Source organism: Paenibacillus sp. FSL L8-0435 (assembly GCF_037965655.1).
Lineage (GTDB): Bacteria > Bacillota > Bacilli > Paenibacillales > Paenibacillaceae > Paenibacillus.
On the sequence record NZ_CP150185.1, the window covers coordinates 2,742,792 to 2,765,697 of the forward strand.

16 protein-coding genes are annotated in these 22,906 nt (G+C 45.1%); 10 read left to right on the forward strand and 6 right to left on the reverse strand.

What is annotated here, in order from left to right; all coding sequences use genetic code 11:
• Nucleotides 1-7: 7 nt before the first annotated feature.
• The 3 genes from NST33_RS12595 to NST33_RS12605 all read right to left on the reverse strand — a co-directional run bounded on the left by NST33_RS12595 (nucleotide 8) and on the right by NST33_RS12605 (nucleotide 2,898).
• On the reverse strand, nucleotides 8-607 hold the full coding sequence (locus NST33_RS12595) for a response regulator transcription factor (protein ID WP_036608692.1): 600 nt from the start codon (nucleotides 605-607) through the stop codon (nucleotides 8-10).
• Nucleotides 604-1,752: a sensor histidine kinase gene (locus NST33_RS12600; protein ID WP_339308679.1), complete on the reverse strand. Its 1,149-nt coding sequence runs from the start codon at nucleotides 1,750-1,752 to the stop codon at nucleotides 604-606. The genes NST33_RS12595 and NST33_RS12600 overlap by 4 nt, the downstream gene beginning before the upstream one ends.
• Nucleotides 1,753-1,839: 87 nt before the next feature.
• Nucleotides 1,840-2,898 carry a fatty acid desaturase gene (locus NST33_RS12605; protein WP_091016855.1) on the reverse strand — a complete coding sequence of 353 codons (1,059 nt, stop codon included), beginning with the start codon at nucleotides 2,896-2,898 and terminating at the stop codon, nucleotides 1,840-1,842.
• A gap of 375 nt (nucleotides 2,899-3,273) precedes the next feature.
• Here NST33_RS12605 and NST33_RS12610 point away from each other — a divergent pair, with 375 nt between their 5' ends.
• From NST33_RS12610 to NST33_RS12655, 10 genes are all read left to right on the forward strand, one after another.
• On the forward strand, nucleotides 3,274-4,113 hold the full coding sequence (locus NST33_RS12610) for a YitT family protein (RefSeq protein WP_017688839.1): 840 nt from the start codon (nucleotides 3,274-3,276) through the stop codon (nucleotides 4,111-4,113).
• 536 nt (nucleotides 4,114-4,649) lie between these two features.
• On the forward strand, nucleotides 4,650-5,855 hold the full coding sequence (locus NST33_RS12615; protein WP_221824870.1) for an ROK family protein: 1,206 nt from the start codon (nucleotides 4,650-4,652) through the stop codon (nucleotides 5,853-5,855).
• A 35-nt stretch (nucleotides 5,856-5,890) separates the two neighbouring features.
• Nucleotides 5,891-6,943, forward strand: coding sequence for an ROK family protein (locus NST33_RS12620; protein ID WP_221824869.1), 1,053 nt, complete (start codon nucleotides 5,891-5,893; stop codon nucleotides 6,941-6,943).
• 49 nt (nucleotides 6,944-6,992) lie between these two features.
• Nucleotides 6,993-8,216 (forward strand): MFS transporter, encoded by a 1,224-nt coding sequence (locus tag NST33_RS12625; RefSeq protein WP_260633020.1) that lies wholly within the window; start codon nucleotides 6,993-6,995, stop codon nucleotides 8,214-8,216.
• A gap of 21 nt (nucleotides 8,217-8,237) precedes the next feature.
• Nucleotides 8,238-10,481 (forward strand): helix-turn-helix domain-containing protein, encoded by a 2,244-nt coding sequence (locus tag NST33_RS12630; protein ID WP_339184510.1) that lies wholly within the window; start codon nucleotides 8,238-8,240, stop codon nucleotides 10,479-10,481.
• Nucleotides 10,482-11,068: 587 nt separating this feature from the next.
• Nucleotides 11,069-12,670 carry an extracellular solute-binding protein gene (locus tag NST33_RS12635; RefSeq protein WP_339308052.1) on the forward strand — a complete coding sequence of 534 codons (1,602 nt, stop codon included), beginning with the start codon at nucleotides 11,069-11,071 and terminating at the stop codon, nucleotides 12,668-12,670.
• A 112-nt stretch (nucleotides 12,671-12,782) separates the two neighbouring features.
• Nucleotides 12,783-13,685, forward strand: a complete 903-nt coding sequence (locus NST33_RS12640; protein ID WP_062834078.1) for an ABC transporter permease subunit — start codon at nucleotides 12,783-12,785, stop codon at nucleotides 13,683-13,685.
• 39 nt (nucleotides 13,686-13,724) lie between these two features.
• Nucleotides 13,725-14,597, forward strand: coding sequence for a carbohydrate ABC transporter permease (locus NST33_RS12645; protein WP_076249554.1), 873 nt, complete (start codon nucleotides 13,725-13,727; stop codon nucleotides 14,595-14,597).
• A gap of 21 nt (nucleotides 14,598-14,618) precedes the next feature.
• Complete coding sequence (locus tag NST33_RS12650) at nucleotides 14,619-16,325, forward strand: hypothetical protein (protein WP_339308054.1); 1,707 nt, start codon at nucleotides 14,619-14,621, stop codon at nucleotides 16,323-16,325.
• Between the two features lie 301 nt (nucleotides 16,326-16,626).
• A complete protein-coding gene (locus NST33_RS12655; RefSeq protein ID WP_339308681.1) occupies nucleotides 16,627-17,580 on the forward strand; it encodes a TIM barrel protein in 954 nt (317 codons plus the stop codon).
• Between the two features lie 136 nt (nucleotides 17,581-17,716).
• Here NST33_RS12655 and NST33_RS12660 read toward each other — a convergent pair whose 3' ends face one another.
• From NST33_RS12660 to NST33_RS12670, 3 genes are all read right to left on the reverse strand, one after another.
• Nucleotides 17,717-18,352 carry a response regulator transcription factor gene (locus tag NST33_RS12660; RefSeq protein ID WP_339308056.1) on the reverse strand — a complete coding sequence of 212 codons (636 nt, stop codon included), beginning with the start codon at nucleotides 18,350-18,352 and terminating at the stop codon, nucleotides 17,717-17,719.
• Entirely contained in the window at nucleotides 18,349-20,688 is a 2,340-nt protein-coding gene (locus NST33_RS12665; protein WP_339308059.1) for an ATP-binding protein, read from the reverse strand. Before NST33_RS12665 ends, NST33_RS12660 begins: the two co-directional genes overlap by 4 nt.
• Before the next feature lie 128 nt (nucleotides 20,689-20,816).
• Nucleotides 20,817-22,859: a serine hydrolase gene (locus NST33_RS12670; protein WP_339308061.1), complete on the reverse strand. Its 2,043-nt coding sequence runs from the start codon at nucleotides 22,857-22,859 to the stop codon at nucleotides 20,817-20,819.
• Nucleotides 22,860-22,906: the final 47 nt, after the last annotated feature.

Here is a 22,906-nt window from a genome sequence, read left to right on the forward strand (position 1 = left end):
GGTTCTTTCATTTGAACCACCCTTTTTCCTTGGAGCGAGTGATGGCCTCAATTCGGTTACTGGCATTTAACTTGTTGAGAATAATGGAGATGTAGTTACGTACCGTGCCCGTTGTGATGAACAGATGCCCGGCGATTTCCTTGGTGTTCTTCCCATCTGCCATGAGGCCTAGTACGGCATTCTCCCTTTCTGTAAGAGGGTTTTCTTCTACATAAGCTTCATCTACCAAGTCCGGAGCGAAGATGCGTCTGCCATTCATAACTTGGCGGATCGACTCGGCAAGTTCTTCAATTGGACTGTCTTTGAGCAGGTAACCACGGACACCACCCTTTAGGGCACGTTCGAAATATCCGGTCCGGGCAAAAGTGGTCAGGATAATGACCTTACAGCTCATTCCTTTGAGTTCTTCTGCGGCTTCAAGGCCGCTTTTCACGGGCATTTCTATATCCATCAGACAGATGTCTGGTGCAAGCTCCTGGACAAGGGCAAGGGCTTCCTGGCCGTTGCTGGCACGTCCGACGACTTCCATATCTTCCTCCAGATTGAGGAGAGAAGACAAGGCGCCGAGCATCATGCGCTGATCTTCCGCGATTACAATTCTAATCATGATTCTGCCTCCTTTATCGGTTTGCGAACGAGTTTCGGAACATGAATAATGATCGCTGTGCCCTGGATGTCTGTTGCAGAGCGAATATCCAGACAACCATTCACAAATTCAAGTCGTTCCTTCATGCCCAAAATTCCTGTTCCGCGCCGATCCTGTTTGCGAGTTCGTTCTATTCCAACACCGTTATCTTGAACGGTTAATACATTATCCGCTAGTGTTTCTTTAATGATGATAGTACAGGTTGTTGCCTGACTGTGTTTGACGACATTGGTAACAGCTTCTTTCAAGCACATACCGAGCACATTTTCATTCAATTGTGACGTATCCTGTAACTTCGGATTACCTTCCAGCACAAATTCAATCGAAGCGGCCTTCAGAATCTGCTCCGCCCGGAACAGTTCATCAACCAATTGTGTACCACGCATGGTGGTGACCATTTCCCGGACTTCCTTCAGAGCTGTACTTGCCGTTTGCCTGAGGTCGTTCAATTCAATCTCGGCCTGATCGGGATTACTGCGGAGCAACCGTCTCGCCAGATCTGTTTTCAGACCGATCAGAGAGAGCTTCTGTCCAAGTGTATCGTGCAGATCACGAGCGATACGCTGGCGTTCTTCCATTTTTACGAGATCATCAAGTCGCTTGTTCGCATTCTCCAATTGGCCTTCCAAATGTTCAGTTTTGTTTTTGTTATACGTACTGATTGGGAGCAGGATGGAGGCCATTAAGCTGATGAATACAAACGGGAGTTGGCTCACCAACAGAGAACTCTGATTAATGAAACCGTAATTAATGGTTACGAAACTGGCTCCCAGGTTCACCGAGTAGAGGGTGAAGAATCCGGCTTTATTTTTAATATTCCCAATAAAAAAAGCAAGAAACAATGAGAAATACGCATAATCATAGGCGATCGTCATCGTAATGGATATGGCAATAAGCATTCCAATCCACATGTACACCTGCCAGCCCTTGGTGATGAAGGCGAGCAGGTAACAAACGAAGAAAACGAGGATAATGATGATGCCGGTTACCATCGTCCATAATTTAGAATATTGCGATATAAAATAGAATGGCAGGATGAAAAAGGCGAGCCATACATAAAGGTTCAACCCTGTTTTTTTATAAAAATTTTGCATCCACTTTTGAATGTAATTCTCCTCCTTGCACTTGTACTCAACTTTAGCATGACTGTAGCATGACTATGGCTTGAACACAAGAAAACGAATCCGACAGAGTTAAGGCTTCTCTGTCAGACCCGCTGGATTGGTTACTCGGATAGGCGGTTGAACATACGGCTTGCGGGATAAGTTTTTGAGCTGTCTGAAGCTAATAAACTGTTTGGAATCTTCATCCCACAGACGGAAGCGCAGGGCAACCAGACTGGAACGTAGTGTAATAGTTGTTGCTTTTTGCAAAGGTGGTGTTGCGTTATGTGCTTCTTCCAAGAAATAGTTAGGTACACGCGGGCTCAAGTGATGCACATGGTGGAACCCGATATTACCACTGATCCATTGCAATAATTTTGGCAATTTGTAATAAGAACTGCCTTCAACAGCTGCTTTTACATAACTCCACTCATCTTCATGTTCAAAATACGTCTCTTCGAACTGATGTTGAACGTAGAACAGCCAGATCCCAAAGAAACCGGAGAAGAAGAAGATAGGTGCCTGCACCATTACAAAAGCCTGCCATCCGACTAACCAGGACATGAATGCATAGAGCACTACGATCAATACGGTAGTCAGGTGTGTATTGATACGTTCTTTACGTCTAGCACCTTTACGGTTAAAACGGTAAGCCAACAGAAACACGTAAATGGGTCCGATACAAAACAATACAAACGGGTTACGATAAATCCGATAGAAGAGACGACCCCAAGGAGAAGCTGCTTTATATTCGTCAACCGTCATAACCCAGATATCACCTACACCACGTTTGTCAAGATTACTGCTTGTTGCGTGATGGATAGAATGCTCGTTTTTCCACTGCTGATAGGGTGTAACTGTTAATACACCAGTAATGGTACCGAGAATATCATTGGCGCGTTTGCTCTTGAAGAATGAACCATGACAGCAGTCATGGAAAATAATAAAGGTCCGCAGTACAAATCCGGATGCCACCAAGGCAATCGGGAAGGTCAGCCAGTAGGAAACCGATAAGCTAAAGTAAGCTGCAGCCCATAACAAGAAGAGCGGGAGCAATGTATTGATTAACTGGCGGATACTTAGTCTGAGATCATTTTTTTCGTAAGGGGTAACTTCTTTTTTTAAGGCCATTTCTTTTGATCTGTTCATAAAATTGTGTCCTCCTTCAATCGTTATAACTGTAATCAGCTACAACTTGGCGTTTCCCGCTAGACTTTCCTGTGGGAAGCGTTTTTATCATTGTAAAACAATCCGAACATGACAGTAAGTCATAAACGTCAGCCTTCTGTAATGATGAATATCAACGATGGACCATGACATTTGTCATGGGTGTTATGATACTCAATAGCTCTGCAGAAGACAGAAGAGCAGGTTTTACTAATTCCTTTGCACAAATTACGCAACAATTTGTATTATGTATACAAATTTTGTTGGGAGCATGGTAAAATCTATCCTTGAGTGGTTATGACAACTTATGAGACGGGTCGATTAGGTTGATTTCTGATGGATTGGATGGAATGCATAATGAAGAAACGAATTACGGATATCCTATTTATTATGGCAGGTGCATTTCTGTTTGCACTGGCGGTGAACCTGTTTGTCATCCCGAACGATTTGGCTGAAGGCGGCGTCACGGGTATCACGATTATTTTGTATTACCTGTTTGAATGGTCCCCTGGACTGATGAACTTGATCCTGAACGGTATTTTGTTAATTGTGGGATATCGGTTTCTTGATAAAACGACTACGGTATATACAATTATTGCAGTGGTATTCAACTCGTTGTTCCTGCATCTGACGGAGAGTTGGACGATTGCATCGGATGAACTCTGGATCAATACCATTTTTGCTGGATTATTTGCCGGTCTTGGTATTGGCTTGATTGTTAGAGTGGGAGGCACAACGGCGGGAACAGTGATCCTGGCCCGACTTGCCAACAAATATCTGGATTGGAATATCAGTTACGGACTTCTGTTCTTCGATCTGATTGTGGCTTTCTCCTCATACTTCATCATTGGACCACAAGGATTAATGTGTACAATTGTCTTGCTGTTTGTTGGAACAAAAACGATGGAGTTCATTATTGAAGGGCTCAATCCGAAAAAAGCCGTTATGATTATCTCTTCCAAACAGGATGAAATCGCAAAGCAAGTCATTGAGAAGATGGATCGCGGAGTAACCGTCCTGTCCGGTCATGGCTATTACACAAAAAATAAGAAAGAAATTCTATACATTGTGATTAGCAAGCAGGAAGTTTCTATGCTGAAGAAGATTGTACGAGCAGAAGATGAGATTGCTTTTATCACCATTCATGACGTGCGTGATGTTTTCGGTGAAGGATTTATTGAGCTCTCCAAAACTTGATGAATATATGTATATAAGGAAGAAAAAGTTGCGGTGAATATCACCGCAACTTTTTGATAGGTTAATGGTATGCGGTATTAATCTAGTTCGATAAGAAAGAACCCTTCTCCGAAGAGAAGGGCAAAAGAGTATTAATAATGTTTTCTTTTTTTGACTGGACAATATTCAACAGTGACATGACAGTGTTTTTTACACTTTGTAGGGACATATTTAACTTTGGTAACACAAGTTTTCGTAATTTTTTTGTAAAAACACTTTGGTCTTGGATGATGACATTTATGATGCTTTCTGTACATATTAAAACCTCCCTGATCGTGATAAGGTATTCTATGAACAGGTCACTGTTTCGGAAATGTATAAACGTCTATTATTGTATAATAATTCCTTTATTAGGCTTTTGTGTTACAGGTGAAGGTGTGATTCTTTCTAGTAAAAGAGTGCAATGACAAAAAGCTGTACACCTACCAAGCACGATGATATATTGAATTTAATTATTTTGTTAATAAACTTAACTAACTATAGGAGGAGGCGATAATATGGCTGGCACACCGCAATATATTCGCAATCTGAATGAAAATCTCATCATGGATGTTCTTATAACTCAGGGAACCATGTCGAGAGCGGATATCAGCCGTCAGACCGGACTTAGTAAACCAACGGTATCTTTGGCGGTCGAACATCTGATTGACCGTAATCTGGTGAAGGAAATGGGGCGAGCTGACAACGCTCAGGGTCGAAAAGCAACCCTCATTCGTTTCAATGAAACGGCTTATTATGTCTGTGGTATAGATATCGGTGCAACACGTATTCGGATTGCGTTATCCGATCTGAATGGAGAGATCATTGCCTATCGAACATATCCCATGGTTGTTCAAGGAGCTTATGAGCGAGCAGAAGCGACAATGCTGGAGCTTCTTCGAAGCCATATGAACGAACTGCTTGATGAGAATCATCTGAACTGGGATCAGATTCAGTGCATCGGGTTCGGTATACCAGGCGTAGTGCTGCCTGATTCAGGGCGTATCAATCGTATTGTGGACCCGTTAGCGGGTCTGGAAGAAGCTTTCTCTCTAGAGTCGTTGTCAGGAGCTTTTCCCTGTGAAGTAATACTGGAAAATGATGTGAATCTTGCGGCGCTTGGGGAGTATCGGAGTGGTGCAGCAGCAGGGTATCCCTTGTTTGTTTTTTTCTCCATCGGTACAGGGACGGGCGCTGGCATCATGGTACATGGCCAACTGCTTCGAGGTTTAGGTGGCTTAACTGGAGAGATCGCGGAGATGTTGGTGGACGATGGCCGACGTCTGGAGGAAGTGCTGTCCGCTGATGGTCTGATGCAACTGGCAAAAGATGATCTAGATCAGCATGATGAACTATTATTGGAGGCTGCTCATTCGGGTGCGGATGTTCTTCACAGACACCTGACTCCTGAGAAGTTATTCGAAGCTGCACGCAGTGGAGAAGTAGAGGCTGTAGAGATTCTACAACAATACAGCCAGAAGATTGCTTCCGCTCTGCGTCAGATTAGCGTTGTGCTTGCTCCGGATCTCATTGTGCTTGGCGGAGGTGTAGGAGGAAACGGTGATGTGTTATTGCCTTTACTGAGGCAGATCATCTCTGAGCAATTCCCGGTGCAACCACAGTTAATCTGTTCCAAGCTTGGTGAGCAGGCTGTTGTCACTGGTGCGGTACAAGTAGCCATACAACAAACGATGCTGAACCTTCAGCAGGAAGCCATGGAATAAGAGATTGGATAGACAACATGTGAGGAGGGAAAGGCATGACAGAATCCGTAAAAAACGTAAGTAATGATTATCAGTCCAATCAGAATGGTACGGTTGGAGGGGATCCATCCGGCTGGATTGCAGGTATTGACATTGGAGGCACCAAAACATTAATGCTCTTGTCATCACAACAGGCTGGAAATGAAGTTCATGAACGAATCTTGCCTACTCTTGCCAGTGATCAGCCGGATGTGTTTTTCCGATGGTTATTCGCTGAACTGGAAACGTTCTGCCGTGAGGTGGGGTGCAGTCTGAATCAACTTTCAGGTGCAGGTTTGGGATTTCCTGGTGTGATTCTGCAGGAGGAAGGAATACTGCGAAATGCTCCAGCTTTTCAGTGGCCTGAGCAAGATATTCGTCCTATTATTGCGAAGTATTACACCGGGAACATCATGTTGGATAACGATGTGAATATGGCCGCAATGGGAGAATATGATCAAGGGGCAGCGCAGGGACATCGCCATTGCGTGATGGTCACGGTTGGAACCGGCATTGGAGCTGCACTAGTTCTGAATGGACAGCTATACAGTGGTCAGCATGGAGCAGCCGGCGAGATTGGGCATTTTATTGCAGGAGACGAAGGGCTTCATTCAGGCTACGTTGCGGATGCTGATTCATTTGGTGTATTCGAGCAAGCGACTTCAGGTACCGGAATTACGGAACAGGCAAGGCGGTATTTTGCTGATGGAAAGGGAAGTTCCTTATCCGTGATCATGAGTCTGGCAGGAGGGGAATCGGAACAGATTGAAGCCAGGCATGTGTTCAAAGCAGCGGAATCGGGTGATCTTGCTGCCCTGGAAATTCTGGAACTGCCCATGCGTTATATGGCTAGAGGTCTGGCGAATATTACGGCTTTACTCAATCCTTCCATTATAGTGATCGGTGGTGGCGTGGCTGCATCCAACCCATCCTATTATCTAAATGAAGTGCATACACGCCTCCAACGTTATACTGTTCTGCCTACACTTTTAGCTGTAGCTGAACTGGGGAACAAAGCAGGAGCAATCGGGGCATTGGCTGCAATCAAGTCGAGTCTGACACGCACATAAAAATAGAGAATAGGCGAAGCAACTACAGACATAAAGGATGGAGATCCGGATGAGAAGTAGACATATGAAGGCTTACACAGAGAAAACAAAAGCCGATTCCAATGATGCAAAACGTGTTTTACTCCAATTGCAGGGGCTATATCTGTTTATGGGGCTTGCCGGGGGGATGTTTAATCCGTACATTAATCCCATATTGGTAGCACAAGGGTTTTCCAGTAAAGAAACCGGATTTATTATGGCGTTTGGCACACTTGTATCCATTATTCTTCAACCTATATGGGGAATTCTGGTAGACAAGTTTAAAAAGACACGGTTCGTACTGGTGATAAGCCTGCTTGTTCCTGCATCGTTAGCGTATTTCTACAATATTCAAGTGTACTTTATATTAATATTGATTTATACTTTATGCACTATATTCCAAGTGACTCAAATACCCGTTGCTGACTCCTATGCGGTTACAGCTGCGAGAGCCGCGAACACCTCATATGGCATGATCCGACTCTTCGGCAGCATAGGAACGGGAGTTGGGGGATTTGCCGCAGGGATGTATCTCTCCCAGTTTTCCATTCACATGTTATGGCTGCCATTTCTCCTGTTTAACATTCTGAGCGCTATACTGGCAAGTACACTTCCCCGGCAGACGAGCATATCCTCGTCCTCGGTAACCTTCTCCGTAGGTTTGGCAAGATTGCTCCGAAACCGGACATTCCTTCTATTTCTAACAGGTTGTTTCCTGATTAACCAAACGCTCACTGCGTTTAACTCCTTTTTTGTTATTTCATTTCAGATGGCTGGCGGTTCTGTGACCATGACAGGTACAGCACTGTTGCTGGCGTCAATTACTAATGTTCCATCCATGTTGGCAGCGGCATTCATACTCCGAAAATGGGGACATGAACGGACGATGCTGCTTGCAGCGGGGGCGTATATGTTACGTTGGGGAATACAATGGCTATGGCCATCGCCTGAGGTCATGATTGGCGTTCAGGTGCTGCATGGGTTATCCTTCGGATTCTTTTATATTGCAGCTGTGGAATATGTGGCTTCCGTTACGGGACGGGAGATGCAGGCCACAGGTCAAAGTTTATTTAACATGGTATTTGCTGGCCTGGGCGGAATTGTTGGTAATATGCTTAACGGATATTTGCTCGATTCCGGCGGTCCATCACTGATGTATCTGGCTTGCACGATCAGTGCAGCACTAGGATCAGTGATTCTGTATATCGTCAGCAGGCAGGCCAAAGAACAGAGAAGAGTATACTCATTAGAATAGAGATGGAAGGAGTTGGAGCCTATGAAAGTAAATCTGAAGCGGAATTGGCACACCAAGTTAATGTATTCGTATTTTCCTATTTTTCTGCTTACGATTTCCATTCTGATCTTTCTCTCCTTCCTGATTGTCAACGAACTCTCACGTAACGAAACTCAAAAAGCCGACATGATCTCCACCCGCTATATCGTGGATACACTGGAGCGCTCGCTAAGTGACATTGAACTTCGGTTGCTTGAAGACATTGGTGCAAACAAGACATATAGTCGCTTTCTGGAAGCTGGACAGGGACAATTATCGAGTCAGTTCATCTATGATGCGGCAAGTGGACTGGGACGTATGCTGGATCAGCAGGATATGATTCAATCCATTTATCTCTATCGTATGTCCGATTCCCAGATTCTTACGCCCAGAGGCATGATGCGTTTGGAAGATTTCGAAGATCGTGACTATATTGAGCAAGCCTTGAAAGATCGCGAGAACCTCGGTTGGAACTTGCCACGTGATTATAAGGAACGTTCCTTCGACGTACCTTCACAGGTGATTAGCATGAATAAATGGCTTCCTTTACCGTGGGGCGGGGAAGGACTACTCGTCATTACCATCCGCATGTATGCAGTGGAACGGCAGATTGATAACATGACCAATGAAAAGTTATCTGTTCTTCAGGTTCGGGATAAAAGCGACAATCTGATCTATACCGCCCATCAAATGGACCCTTCAGCAGGTGAAATCCTTAATCGTGTGACTGCGGACAAGCTTGGTCTGATCTTTGAGAGTGGTATTCAATCCGGACAGCTGTATTCATGGGTATCCCTTGTCTCTTATGTGTGGATCGGTATTGGATTATTAACGATTGTTGGTGCGGTGGCTGGACTAATCTACATTACTCGCAGAAATACACGCCCCATTCAGCTGATCATGAATCGAATTCAGGCGTTACAGCCACGTGCCGAGGAGGATGAAGCAACTCCATCCGTCAAAGATGAACTGGCACTCATCGATCGTGCGCTGGAACATCTGATTGCTCAGACGGTTGACTATGAGAAACAACATCATGAAAACTTGCTGATTCATCGCAGACAGTTGCTTGTTGATCTGATGGAAGGAGAGCGAATGGATTCGTTCCGTCAGCGACTTCGCCATCTGCAACCGCTAGAGGAACGATTCATGGAACCGAAGAGTGTTGCAGTCCTCATTGCGGAGATGAATGGTGACGATCTCTCGACCAATCAGAATATTCTGAAGATTGCGCTTATGAACGTAGTGGAAGAACTTGTGCAGAATGAGACCCAGTTCGGCGGTTGGGCTGAATGGTTTGGGAACCGCAGGCTTATTGTAGTGATTGCATCGGATGAGCAGGAAGGACTGGATCGTGAATTACTTATGGATCTGGCTAAGCAGATGCATATGTGGATTGCGGAAAACTTCCGCTTACGGTTTACGTTCGGGATTGGACGAACCGTACCGGGCTGGGAGGAGATTACTCGTTCCTATGCGAGTGCAGATGCGGGTTTGCAGCATAGACTTACGCTTGGTAAAGATGCCATCGTTCTCAGTGAGCAACTGCCGGATCGTATTGAGCTGCAATCGTACAAGTATTTGCAGATGCTCGCAGACTTTGTCCGTGAATTTAGACTAACCGGTGATGGTTGGCGAACGCAGCTGGACCAGATGTTTGTTGCGTTCAGCGAAGATCAGATTACAGATCACGATATTCGCATGTTGCTGCAGGCGTTAATCCAGATGTTGTCCCGTGAATTCGGGGAGCTGTCTGAGCGGTTGCAAAGCCAATTTGCCGAGGAAATCCTGACTCGTCTTCGCAGTGATATCCAGCAGGTGGAGACACTGGAGGGGATTCAAGAGATTTTGCAGGAGTGGCTTAAAGAGGTTTATCGCAATTATGTGTCTGTAAATGAAACGAAAAGTCATCGCGCGATGATCAACGAGCTGCGGATCTATATTGAAGAGCATTTTGATGATCCGGATCTGTCGCTGAAACATTTGAGTGATCGGTTCCAGATCTCGGGCAAATATGCGAGTTATCTGTTCAAGGAAGAGTTTGAAATGAAGTTTGTTGATTTTCTGGTAAAACTGAGGGTCGAAAAGGCCTGCCGTCTGTTGTCTGCATCCGATATGGCTGTTCAGGATATTGCTCTGCAAGTGGGTTATGCCAATGCCATCTCCTTTGGCAGAGTATTTAAACGGATTATGGGCGTGACACCAGGGGACTACCGCAAGCAGAGTGGAAAACAAGGAGATCAATAACGGAATTGCACGTGTTAGAACATCCGGGTATCGGGGGAAATCGAATAATCCTAGAGATATCCATGAAATCTCCTGTATGAGGGAATAAGGTCCTTAACCTTGTCTTCCTTTGCAGGAGATTTTTTACATGCGGGAAATGCCATCGATATTTTGTTTGGTCAAATGAAGTTTAATCTTCCGCCAAGGAATTAATACGTCGAATCGTTCTACTCGTGTTGCTAAACAAGGAGATCACATAAGATGTGGTCTCTTTTTCATTTTTTGAACAGATATTTAATGGAAAAAAGATTATTGCAAGTTGGGGGATGCCAGATTGGGTATGAGAAATCAAATAGAATACAACATTTTATGTTATTATAGTTAACATTAAAGGTGTGAAAATTGTATATTGTCAGGAATTATGTTTATATATCGCGGTATTTAACTTAAAAACCGTGAGTTTTACATTTTGAAAATAGTTTATTGTCTAAATATCAGATCGTATGTAATGATTAGTAACATTCACAGGTGCAACAAAATGGGATGAACAAAGTGGAGTGGCAATCATGTGAATTCATTCAGAGAGTGTGCGAAAGGGGAAAGGTCAAATGAGATTATTTCAAAGACGTAAGGCAGGCAAGGCAAGTTCAATCCTCGCAGTGGTAACAGCATTCACTCTATTATTATCTGCATGTTCATCAGGAAGCGAATCGACATCTTCATCAGGAGAGTCGGGTTCGGGGGAAAAAACAACTTTGAAAGTAGAAATCTTCGACCGGGGAAACACCCCGGCGGGCTACACCATTTCGGACAGTTATCTGACTCGCTTCATTCAAGAGAAGTTTGGTGATCCAAACAACATCGACGTTCAGTTTGTTCCGGTACCACGCTCGGAGGAAGTACAGAAGCTTAATGTTCTGATGGCGAGTGGCTCTGAAGTACCTGATATCGTCTTTACCTACGATTCGGGAACATTCAACCGGTATGCAGAACAAGGAGGTCTGACCGAACTTACGGATCTGATCAATCAAAGTGGTCCTAACCTGAAGAAGTTCCTGGGAGATGAAACGCTGGCCTACGGTCAATACGATGGACAACAGTTCGCGGTTCCAGGTAAACGTCTTGTACTTGGCAAGTACGCATCCTATGTCCGTCAGGACTGGCTGGACGCGCTCGGATTGCCTTCCCCTGAGACAGCTGAGGAGCTGCATACAACACTGAAGGCCTTTAAGGAAAAAGATCCGGGTAAAGTCGGTACAGGACTTATTCCGATGGGGATGTCGATTGCCTCGGCTCAATATGAACCACTGATCTGGTCATTCATTGAACCGCTGACGGAAGAACAGAAATATACATTAACGCAGCAACTGGGTTCCAATGACTATCCAACGTTGTTGCCTGGTTTCAAGGACGCCCTGAAATATATGAACACACTTTATAATGAAGGATTAATGAGCAAGGACTTTGGACTCGACAAAGACAAGAAAAAGCTGTGGGAAGATGTATCTAACGGGAAAGTTGGATTCTACACTGAGGATGCAGGGGAGATTTATATCTCTGGTACGTACAAAAACCTGCAAACCAATCAATCGGGTGCAGTGATTACACCCATTGATGCATTCAAAAACTCGGAAGGCAAATTCGCCAAACCAGCATATGCACCCAATGCGATGTATGTCATGATCCCGAAATCGAGCAAAAATGCGGAAGCAGCGATGAAGTATCTGGATTGGATGGCTTCGGGCAACAACCTGTTCGACCTGCAATTCGGTGTTGAAAACGAGAACTATGAACTTGTGGATGGGGTACCACTGATCAAAGATGATGCTTCTCCTGAAATTGCAGGCCGTATCTATAATTCCGGTGACATTGCCATTATCGTGAACGGTAAATACGTTGGGGATGACAAGAAAAATGAAGAGGCCTATGTCGTACAGGTAGAGTCGAAGTATCGGGATGATATGCGCAAGTCGGTAGCGATCTCTAACACGGACACCATTCAACCAGTACGTTTCTCCAAACCGATTGATGCAGAAGCACGTTACGGTAACGGTTTAAAAGACAAGTTCATGGAGTTTTTCGTCAAAACTACCATTTCCAAACCCGCTGATTTTGAAGCCACGTATGACAGCATGATGAAGGACTACATGGCGAGCGGTGGTCAAGCAATCCTGGATGAACGTACAGAAGCTTACAAAGCGATGAAATAAGTAGAGTAGAGATCACATCTAAATGTGTATGACAACAAAGAACAGGGATTTCATTAGGGCGATGGCAACATCGCCTTGATGAAGAATCCTGAATGACATGGGGGGAAGGTTTATGAAAACAAGCATCTATTTCCGCAGAAACTGGCAGCTATATGCGTTGCTCCTACTGCCCATGATCTACTTCATTATTTTCAAGTATGGGCCAATGTATGGCGTGCAGATTGCGTTCAAGGATTTTAACTTCTTTCAAGGGATCTCTGGTAGTGAGTGGATTGGTTTGGATGCATTCAGAGAAGTTTTTCAAAATCAGGGGTTCTACACGGCATTACGCAACACGTTAGTGCTAAACATGCTGGATTTACTGGTTTCCTTCCCGGCGCCGCTTATACTGGCCATCTTATTATTCGAGCTGAAGAAGGCCTGGTTCAAAAAGTTGGCACAGACCTTACTGTACATTCCTCACTTTATTTCGTGGGTCATTATTGGAGGAATCGTACTTCAGGTATTTGGTACGCAATCCGGTTTCATTAACAATATCTTAATGAGCATGGGGTTTGATCCATTGCCTTTCCTTTCAGACAAAAACTATTGGCTCTTTACGTATCTTGCGGTAGGTGTGTGGCAGAGTGCAGGCTGGGGTACGATTCTGTATCTGGCATCCCTGACGGGCATTAACCGGGAACTCTACGAAGCGGCTGAAGTGGATGGAGCAAGTCGGTTACGCAGAATCTGGCATATCTCCTTGCCAGGCATCAAAACAACGATTGTTACCTTATTGATCATCAATGTCGGCAACATGATCTCCATCGGTTTCGACCGACCGTTTATTATCGGAAACGTGGCTGTACGTGAATACTCGGATGTACTCAGCACGTTTGTCTATCGTGTCGGTTTACAATCTGGTCAGGTCACGCTCGCAACAGCTGTAGGTTTGTTCCAGGCATTAGTTGGACTTGTCTTCATACTGGGAGCGAATTACACGTCCAAGAAATTAACTGATGAGAGCATTATGTAGTGGATTAGATTCACATATGATCTGTAAGGAGTGAGTGAGATGTCTGAAAACACGGCGAATCGAATATTCAACACGGTAAACGTCATTCTTATTATCATTACGATGGTGCTGTGCCTTGCACCATTCATTCATATTATTGCGATCTCGCTCAGTTCAAACCGGGCGATCGGTTCAGGAGAAGTTTCCTTTTTCCCCAAAGAGTTGTCCTTTGAGGCGTACACCAAAGTATTTGCAGATGGATCAATGATTCGTTCCCTGATCTATACCATTTGGCTGACCGTCCTGAGTACGGTGCTAAGCATGGTGATGACTATCGCAGCAGCTTATCCACTGGCGAAGAGTAATCTGAAAGGGCGCAAGTGGTTCATGCTTGTCATTGTGGTGACGATGTTCTTCAGTGGCGGCATTATCCCCGAGTACATTCTGATCAAAAATCTACATTTACTCGATAGCACATGGGGACTTATTCTGCCTGGATTGATTAGTCCGTTCTACATGATTATCCTCATTACCTTCTTCCGAGGTATTCCTGAAAGTCTGGAAGAAGCAGCAGGCATTGATGGAAGCAGCCACTTCGGAACACTTATGCGCATTATCTTGCCGCTGTCCCTACCGGTTATGGCGACACTGAGCTTATTCTACGCGGTAGGACGGTGGAATGGTTTCCAGGATGCACTCATGTATATTACGAAGCCTGAGCTATATCCTTTGCAATTGAAGTTGTATCAGATGATTCAGCAAAACCAGATTACAGAATTGATGCAGAACGAAGGCATTGGTGCTGTTCAAGTACTGCCTGAGAGTCTGAAAGCAGCCAGCGTTATATTCTCAACGTTACCGATCCTGCTTGTGTACCCGTGGTTGCAGCGGTACTTTATCAGTGGCGTAATGGTAGGTGCTGTAAAAGGTTAACAGTCTCGGGAGGTCCATGACATGACACAACGAATGGTAGAGAAGATGTCGAAAGAGCAGCAGTATCTTATAAATCAGTCCATGTTGATGATGGATAGCTTTTATGACGAGGAATTGGATCTGCTTCGGAGTTTTGAAGAGGAGGATTCATCGCAGCACAGCACACGAGCGAGTGCACATTATGCACTCGGGTTGTTGATTCGAAATGAGCCTGGTGATGTGGAACGCGCGATAGGAGTGTTCCACAAGGTGCTCGATGTTCAATATGACGCTCCGGATGAGATCTATCACGGGACCTTCGCGACCCGACCCAATGATGTGCATCCACCAGCGGGTCACTACGCTTGGAAATCTTTTGCGCCAGGCACGGCCTATTTCCTGGAACGCACCTTTGAGAAGGTGTCTGCGCAGTTTATCCATAAACTACAGGAAGAGGGTTCTCTGCTAACAGAGGCAGCAGACCCCAAACAACTGAAAAACCTTTTTTATTCGGCAGTGAATCAGGTTCTGCCACCAGTCTGGATCAGCTATGATCCCAACTGGCGTGAGTTTATCGCTTGTGTCTGTGTGGTTGTAACTGCTGAATTCCCCGATCTACTGCCGGAGACACTCGTGAAACGGATGGATTATGCGATGGAACTGGCTGTTCAAGGATCAATAGAACGCAGGTTATCCGACGTAATCCCGATGAACACCAATATTGAGTTAATGCATATTTTCATCACCCACTACTACGGCCATCGTTTGAACCGAACAGATTGGATTCAGCATTCGGATGAACAGGCGGAGGGGTTGATGAAGGAGTTTGAACAATACGATGGTACATTCGCGGAGTTCAATACGACAACGTATTATGGGGTGGATCTGTCCGTGCTTGGCATGTATCGAAAGTATGGACTCACCGAACGTTTGATCGAAATTGGACACCGGATTGAACATGGGCTGTGGAATAACATTGCGCTATATTACAATGCCAACCTCGAAAATCTCTCCGGCCCGTTCTCTCGGGCGTACGACATGGAGATGCGAGAGCATAGTTCAATCGGCGTGTTTATCTATCTCTTGCTTGGAGAAGGGTATGAATATCTGGCAGGAATCAACTGTGAGTCAGGCCATGATCCACTGATTGCGCTCCTTGGGGTGGATGTGCCCGCTGAAGCCGTGCCGTATTTCAAGGCTCATCAAGAAGATCGGCTTGTGCAGAAACGGTTCATGGAACTGTGTGAGCGCAATGATCCAACGTCCAATCGGAATTTGTGTACAGCCAAAGCTTGGATCGGTGAGGATCGGATGATCGGGGCCATGTCGGGAAGTGTGAATACGAATGGACAGATGCATCCAGCCACGATCCACTGGCAGACACAGACGGGGGAGCGTTATTATCTTCGCTTGATCCGCCGTGAGGTGGGCGAGGGGTGGAACAGTCATCTGCGCGGAGTAACGTTCGATGCGGATCTCACACCTGATTCGTTAACCATTGATGTGGAGCTGGATACGGCGGAAGAGATCGATGTTTATTTTGAAATCAGTGGGCCATCCCTTCGTCAGCAGGATATTACACCAGTGTTATGGCAGTTCCCTGGACTTACGTGTACCGTGAAGGCTGAAGCACCTGAACCATCCGTGTTAATGTACGTGAATCATGCGGAGATCATCTATCGTTATGTGCCTGGGAAGACGGCAAACAAGATGAGATTTGAATTGACTCTCCGTGAAGACAACGGTTAGAGGGATGAATAGGTATATAAGATGAACTGAACATTTACACGAGAACGAAGAGTGCAGAACCGATCTGAAGAAGCGGAGCGTTCGCCTGAAAGCTTTCTGCAAGAAAGCTGCATCGGAAGCATAAGCTATCACCCGATTTCTCCCTTTGGAGAAGGGGATCAAAAAATCTGGGGATAACAGCGATCGGAAGATGGTACTGCAATTGGAGTGATCTAGTGTAAAGTTTATTGGTTCAACTTATATAGATAGAGATAAATGGAATATGAATGGGCGATAGAATGAGAGACAGGAGGAACCAATGATGTATACGGACAAACAGGAATATTCGTTCTCAACATGTTGGAATATCAAACGTCATACGAACGGACAAGGCATGATCGAAGAGATCAAGTCTCTTGGATTCAAACAAGTTGAACTGAATTATAACGTTACGGAAGAGATGCTGCAGACGATAGAACCAATGATTGAACGGGGTGAGATCGGTGTATCCAGTGTGCATAATACATTTCCGCATGTGGCTGATCCGGATTACGGGACGGATTCCGTCTTGCTTGGGTTCAATGATGAACCGCGCCGCAAACGGGCGATTGAGCTGTTACTTCGCTCAGCCGAGTACGCACATCGTTATGGTGCCAAGGCTGTCGTTGTACATCCCGGTGAAGTTCCGTTCGAATACAACATAGATGAAGCGTTGAAAAAGATATACCACGATCAGGGGCCGGACTCACCGGCATATCAATCTTTATGGCAAGAGATGCTGGAGATACGGGAAGATGGTAGCGCACATTATCTGAGCCGGATTCAGGATAGTCTGGAAGAGGTATGCGACTTGTCGGAACAGCGGGGATACGGTGTGAATTTCGGTATTGAAACCCGTTCACGCTGTTATCAGATGCCGACTTTGCATGAAGCCGGAACGATTATTGGACAAATGAAGGGCGCGCCGCTTGGTCTCTGGTATGATATTGGTCACGGTATGATGATGGATCGAATGGGCCTGTACGATAATGTACGTGAGGCTAACGCGTTGATTGATCACGTGGTTGGCGTGCATATTCATGAAACCGTAGGGTTGGCAGATCATTGGTGTCCATACATCCATAGTAAAGACATGACCTTTTTTGATTCGTTTTTGGATATTATCGACCGTTCTCCGGTGAAAGTATATGAGCTGAAAGCCGCGTGCACACCGGAAGAGATTGATGAGAGTCATGGAATAATCACGGCTCGTATTGCTGAACGTCAGCGCGGATAGGGAGCACACGCATCAAGCATGAATGCACTTTATAGAAAAGTTAACCAACAGATAGAGCGGTTCAGAACAAACCTCAGGTTGTATTACAGGGGGTTCTGCCGCTCTTTTGTTGTTCTTTTTAAAGTGATATATGTTTTTACCGTTTCTCTGGGAGTGTTACGTCACCGAGAATCCCTGCCTGATAGCCTTTGACTACAGCACCAATTCGAGATTTCACACCAAATTTCTGTGTAATGGAGGTTATATGATACTCCACTGTACGTTGACTGATCGCCAGATCCTGCGCAATCTCCTTATTGGTCATCTCCAGTGCAATGCGGTTAAGCACTTCCCGTTCAGTTGCTGTGAGTGATTCCTCCAGATTAGGGGATAACATGGTCTCTGGAATAAGAACATGACCCAACATACTTTGGTGAATGGCGTTGATAATCTGTCCATACGTTGCTTGTTTAGACAAGTAGGCATGGACGCCCAGATCATAAGCTTTTAACTGGAATTCGTGATAGTTGTATCCGGATAACAATATAATTTTGACGGATAACCCGTATTGATCTTTCAATCTTCTCACAACCTCGAACCCGTCAAGCTGGGGCATGCGGATATCCATCACAACGACATCTGGTCGCAACGCCTCTACTTCGGATAAAAAAAGTAATGGATCGCTGAATGTCTTTACTACCTGTATGCCGGGTTCACGATTCAAACGGTTGTTGAGACCTTCCATGACCAGGGGGTGATCATCAAGCAGTACGACTGTAATGGGTTCGCTCATTGTTCAGTTGCTCCTTTGGTTAAAGGCAAACGGATGTTGATTGAGGTTCCTTTGCCAAGGCTGGAATGTATGGTGAATTCTCCACCGAGATGTTGAATACTGCTTTGTATGGATATCAAACCGAAGTGCCCTGTTGCAGTATCAAATGTGGTATGAACATTAAACCCCAAGCCGTCATCCTCTACTTGGAGAATCAAGTCATTATCCCTTGTATGTACCTGAATGGAGCAGAACGACGCCTGTGCGTGCTTCATCACATTCATGATAAGTTCGCGGATTGTCCGAAAGACGGTGGACTTCAGAGGTTCGTGCTTCAACTCTTCAGAGAGGGCGTTGTAGTTTAGTTCCATTCTAATGCCACTTTGCATTTGAAGTGTACGGATGAGCCATTGCAACGCTTCCTCAAGATCACTTCGATCCATAATATGAGGGTAGAGATCATCACACAATTGGCGTATATCTCTCTGGGAAGCATACAGGCACTCCAGCCAAACAGCCGTTTGATCCTTATGCGTCTCTCCGGTATCGTGTAATTCCTCCAAATCACGAGACAGGAAAATCAGGTTTTGTAGCAGTTGATCATGAAGGAAATAAGAGGTTTTCATACGCTCTGCCTGTTGGGCTTCCATCATAATATCATTGAACTGCCGATGACGGCGTATCTGGTGTTCATGAAGAGCTGTCTGGTCTACACGGTATTCATAGCGCTTCTGCAGATCAGATAAGAGTCTGCCATTGACGAGCATTCGAATCGCTTCCAGTCTGCCTTGATCAATGATATCCTGCTCTTCTGCTGAAAAAAGGGTGCGATTTTCTTTGTGACCGATGCCCAGAAATCCTATCGTCTCCGTAGTGGGTTCACCTGAGAGCTCCCAAACCTGTGCCAAATCATATTTTTGTCGTAAAACTTCAATATCCAACGCCTGGTTATCTATATTCTGAATGGAAGCAAAAATCCCTGTGCCTTCCTGAGAATATCTGTGTTTATCATCAATCCATATGACAATTACACCTTCAATATCCAGCATCTTGTGGAACATCTCGGCAAACACGTGAATCATGTCCCGCATGTTTTGCTGCTCAGCCATTCGCACAGTCAACCGCAGTTGCTGGTGTTCCAACCAGTCTTTGTTAAGTTTGTTTTTCTTGCGTGAGCGGGTGATTATGTACTGATACACCCAAGTGATCAGCAAAAACGAGACAAACAGTAAGCTGATATGAATTAACGAATGCAGGTGAGAAGCAGCCAAAAACAGTAAAAATACGATTAAAACATATAGTCCATGAATTATCAATCTTGGCATAACCAGTTTGAAGTCAAGCATACTCCGTTGTACAAGTACATAAGTGAACATCCATGATAAAGGCAGAAATCCAATTAATGTGTACTCTACAGGCAATAATGGTTCACCTTGAAGCAGGGTTGGAATAGCAAAACAGATGATGAAGGGAATCAGGCTAAAAAGTATTCCTGTTAACATGAGCAATAGCTGGTTCTGCTCCTTGCGATTGTAGCTTTTACGATTAACCCATGTCATCCAGATTAAGATCAGAAGGGTTGCGCAAAGAATAAAGTTTAGCAGATTGGTTGGACCAGACGGTGCAGCAGGTGTGCTAATTAAAGTAATGCCTTGATTGATCTGAACATCGGTCATCATCCACTGCTTGATGTACAGAAAGGCAAGGCCAGTAGAGTAGGCAACGGCAACACCTCTGCTGATGAATAGTAACCACCGGAAACGATGCAGGTGGGTACGGAACACAAAAGACACATAAAAAGCAGTTAGACAGTAAGGTAACCATGCCGCACAAAAGGCCAGAATATAATTGGATAAAGGCAACTGGGATGTGTATATCGTCAGTATACATATGGCCATGGACAGGTTAAGGAGGTAGAACAGGCGCATCACTCGTGAACTGGGTTGGCTAAACAAGGCATAGGTTCCGGTCAACAACAGCAATAATTCTACAATGGATGAGAAGCCGATGTTGAACCATTCACGTGGTCCAGGCTTCATTGTATGTTCGGATGCCTGACCGTGAGAATTCTCAACGCCGATGGTGTAGGCTTCAGTCACTAAGAATACACCTTTTTGATGGAGTAACCGGACTTCTCCTTTGGATGCCAACGAGTTAACGGTGTCACCCGATCTAATTCCGGATGTATAAGCTAAACCTTGCGGATCTACATCATGTACTGCCCAAGAATTAGAGGCATTTGGCGTTAACGAAAGTCCGATATAAGGATTTGAAAATGAAGAGATATGGATATACGTGGCTGTCAGCATAAAGCACAACATCGTTACAAACCACACGAAATTAAATTTAGTTTTCATGAATCTATGTAATGAGAGTTTTAGCCGCATGGTAAAATCATCCGTTCTTATAAAATGCATCATTGGTAAAATGAAGTGGTAAAACAAGCCATGTAGCAATGACATGGCTTGCCGAGCATCACTCTATGTTAATGTAGCAGAGTGCCTAACATTTTGTACATCAAAACTGATGATTCCTGCCTGAGCATAGGTTGCTTCGATCTATAATCCACAGCACCGCTGCTGGATACGGATACTTCCGGACCGTAGAGACCTAGAGCAACCACAAACTGAACACCTTCTTCAGCCCAACGATCCTGTGAACCGATGAGATTGGCAGTTACGGCAGGTGCGCCAAGGAGTTGTTGTGCCGTTCTCGATATGATCACCGCTGCCTCTTGCCTTGTTATGGCTTGCTCGGGATGGAACAATCCATGGCTATTACCTTGCACAATACCCAGTTCAAGCGCTGTTTGAATGTAGGCGGCATAGGGACTTGATTGGGTATCTTTAAATGTTGGTGATTGAGCTGAAATGGACATCCCGCTTATGCCCACAACCTGTGCTACAAACTCCCCCCGACTAACAGGCTTCTCTGGTTCAAATAGGGAATGATCCTGTGGATACAGGCCAATCTGTGTTAAGCGATAGATGTATGGAGCATAGGGATGGTCTTCTGGCACATCTTCATAAGGTCTGGCTTCTGGCAATTTCTCGGACCAGCTATCTGACTTGTTGTAATAGAAATACGTGATTTCACCTGACTGATTTTTTTTGAAACCAGCGAGCTTGCCGTCCTCATCCTTGAACAGCGTGTCCTTAACGGGTGTTAAAGTGTGAGTGCCATAAGCATCTATAACCTGAAGACCTTTCTCTGTTGCTGAAATATCATACAACCATGCGGGCAGACGGATATCTCGATATAGTCCCTCGTAGGTAAGAAGTAAAGACTTGGGTACGCTATAATCACTATAATGCGTCTCGTTGTTTGGATAAAAATGATCCATAAATACTTGGAAAAGCGCTTCTCGCACATCTGGTCCATCACTGTTGGAGACGATAAATAGTCCAGTCTTCTCGTTAGGCAACAGCCACAGATTGGAGTGGAATCCGTCAAGATCGCCTGCTTTACTCACGACTTTCCGTCCATGATTATACTGCGAATAGGTGGATTCGAATCCGTAACCTGTGCCAGGTATATCCGGGTGTATGGACACATCCAACGTTTGCATCGCTTGGACGGATGACGGTTCGAGTATACGTGCACCCTGGTACGAACCTTGATTGAGCTGCGCAAGCATAAAGTGAGCCATATCCCGTCCAGTTGTAATTAATCCGCCCTCAGGGGAGCTGTCCGGTATATTGGGGTATTGCGGAAGCTCCTGTCCTTCAGCGCCATAAGGAGTTGCGAGTTTTCCCAGCGTGTCTTTGCTTAGGGTAAAATGGCTATCCGACATATGAAGAGGGTTAAATATATGTTGTTGTACATAAGTCTCAAACGGAAGTTTGGACTGTTTCTGAACGATGTAGCCCAAGAGTGCATAGCCGTAATTGTCGTAACGGAAAACTTCTCCTGGATTGCGAACAACGGACGGTTTGTTGTCTTGGATGAATTGCTTAAGCGGATAAGAACTTTCAAGTTCTCTGTCTGTAGCTGCTGCATCTGTGAAATCAAACCCGCTGGTGTGGGTCATCAGATGTTCCAATGTTAACGCTGTTCCGGTATGGTTGGTCAGATGCAAAGCGTCTGTGTATGCGCTGATATCCTGATCAAGCTTTACGTTACCTTGCTCGGCCAATTGCATAATGGCGGTTGCTGTCAGCGTTTTGGAGATGGAGGCTACACGGAATAGAGTGGAGTCGGCGTCGACGGGGATTTGTTTTGCCACATTGGCATAACCATATCCTTTATTCAACACGATCTGTTGATCGTGAACAACGGTGACTACCGCACCTTTCAGAGCAGACTTCACTTCAGGCTGGGCGAAGAATTGATTGATGAACGATTCAGTTTCCTGAGGGCTTACCTGAGGAAGAGGGGGTCTGCTCTCTGCGGATACACTGGTTATTGTGGTAAAACTCAGAGATGCAACCAGGAGGATGTTGGCTATGGCACGTTTCCACCTGTGATTTGATTTGTAGTTCTGTTCTTGTTGTTGTCGAGTTGGACATGTTGCTACGTGAGATTTCATGAAATTCTCCTTTGAGTTGAGATATGTTCGTTCTCTTACATCTAAGT

Bases quoted from the DNA above. Each gene is read 5' to 3' on its own strand.
- NST33_RS12665 (WP_339308059.1), bottom strand. From the start codon at position 20,688: ATGAAAACTAAATTTAATTTCGTGTGGTTTGTAACGATGTTGTGCTTT.
- NST33_RS12635 (WP_339308052.1), top strand. From the start codon at position 11,069: ATGAGATTATTTCAAAGACGTAAGGCAGGCAAGGCAAGTTCAATCCTC.
- NST33_RS12625 (WP_260633020.1), top strand. From the start codon at position 6,993: ATGAGAAGTAGACATATGAAGGCTTACACAGAGAAAACAAAAGCCGAT.
- NST33_RS12630 (WP_339184510.1), top strand. From the start codon at position 8,238: ATGAAAGTAAATCTGAAGCGGAATTGGCACACCAAGTTAATGTATTCG.
- NST33_RS12660 (WP_339308056.1), bottom strand. From the start codon at position 18,352: ATGAGCGAACCCATTACAGTCGTACTGCTTGATGATCACCCCCTGGTC.
- NST33_RS12620 (WP_221824869.1), top strand. From the start codon at position 5,891: ATGACAGAATCCGTAAAAAACGTAAGTAATGATTATCAGTCCAATCAG.
- NST33_RS12610 (WP_017688839.1), top strand. From the start codon at position 3,274: ATGAAGAAACGAATTACGGATATCCTATTTATTATGGCAGGTGCATTT.
- NST33_RS12605 (WP_091016855.1), bottom strand. From the start codon at position 2,898: ATGAACAGATCAAAAGAAATGGCCTTAAAAAAAGAAGTTACCCCTTAC.
- NST33_RS12670 (WP_339308061.1), bottom strand. From the start codon at position 22,859: ATGAAATCTCACGTAGCAACATGTCCAACTCGACAACAACAAGAACAG.
- NST33_RS12650 (WP_339308054.1), top strand. From the start codon at position 14,619: ATGACACAACGAATGGTAGAGAAGATGTCGAAAGAGCAGCAGTATCTT.
- NST33_RS12640 (WP_062834078.1), top strand. From the start codon at position 12,783: ATGAAAACAAGCATCTATTTCCGCAGAAACTGGCAGCTATATGCGTTG.
- NST33_RS12595 (WP_036608692.1), bottom strand. From the start codon at position 607: ATGATTAGAATTGTAATCGCGGAAGATCAGCGCATGATGCTCGGCGCC.
- NST33_RS12645 (WP_076249554.1), top strand. From the start codon at position 13,725: ATGTCTGAAAACACGGCGAATCGAATATTCAACACGGTAAACGTCATT.
- NST33_RS12655 (WP_339308681.1), top strand. From the start codon at position 16,627: ATGTATACGGACAAACAGGAATATTCGTTCTCAACATGTTGGAATATC.
- NST33_RS12615 (WP_221824870.1), top strand. From the start codon at position 4,650: ATGGCTGGCACACCGCAATATATTCGCAATCTGAATGAAAATCTCATC.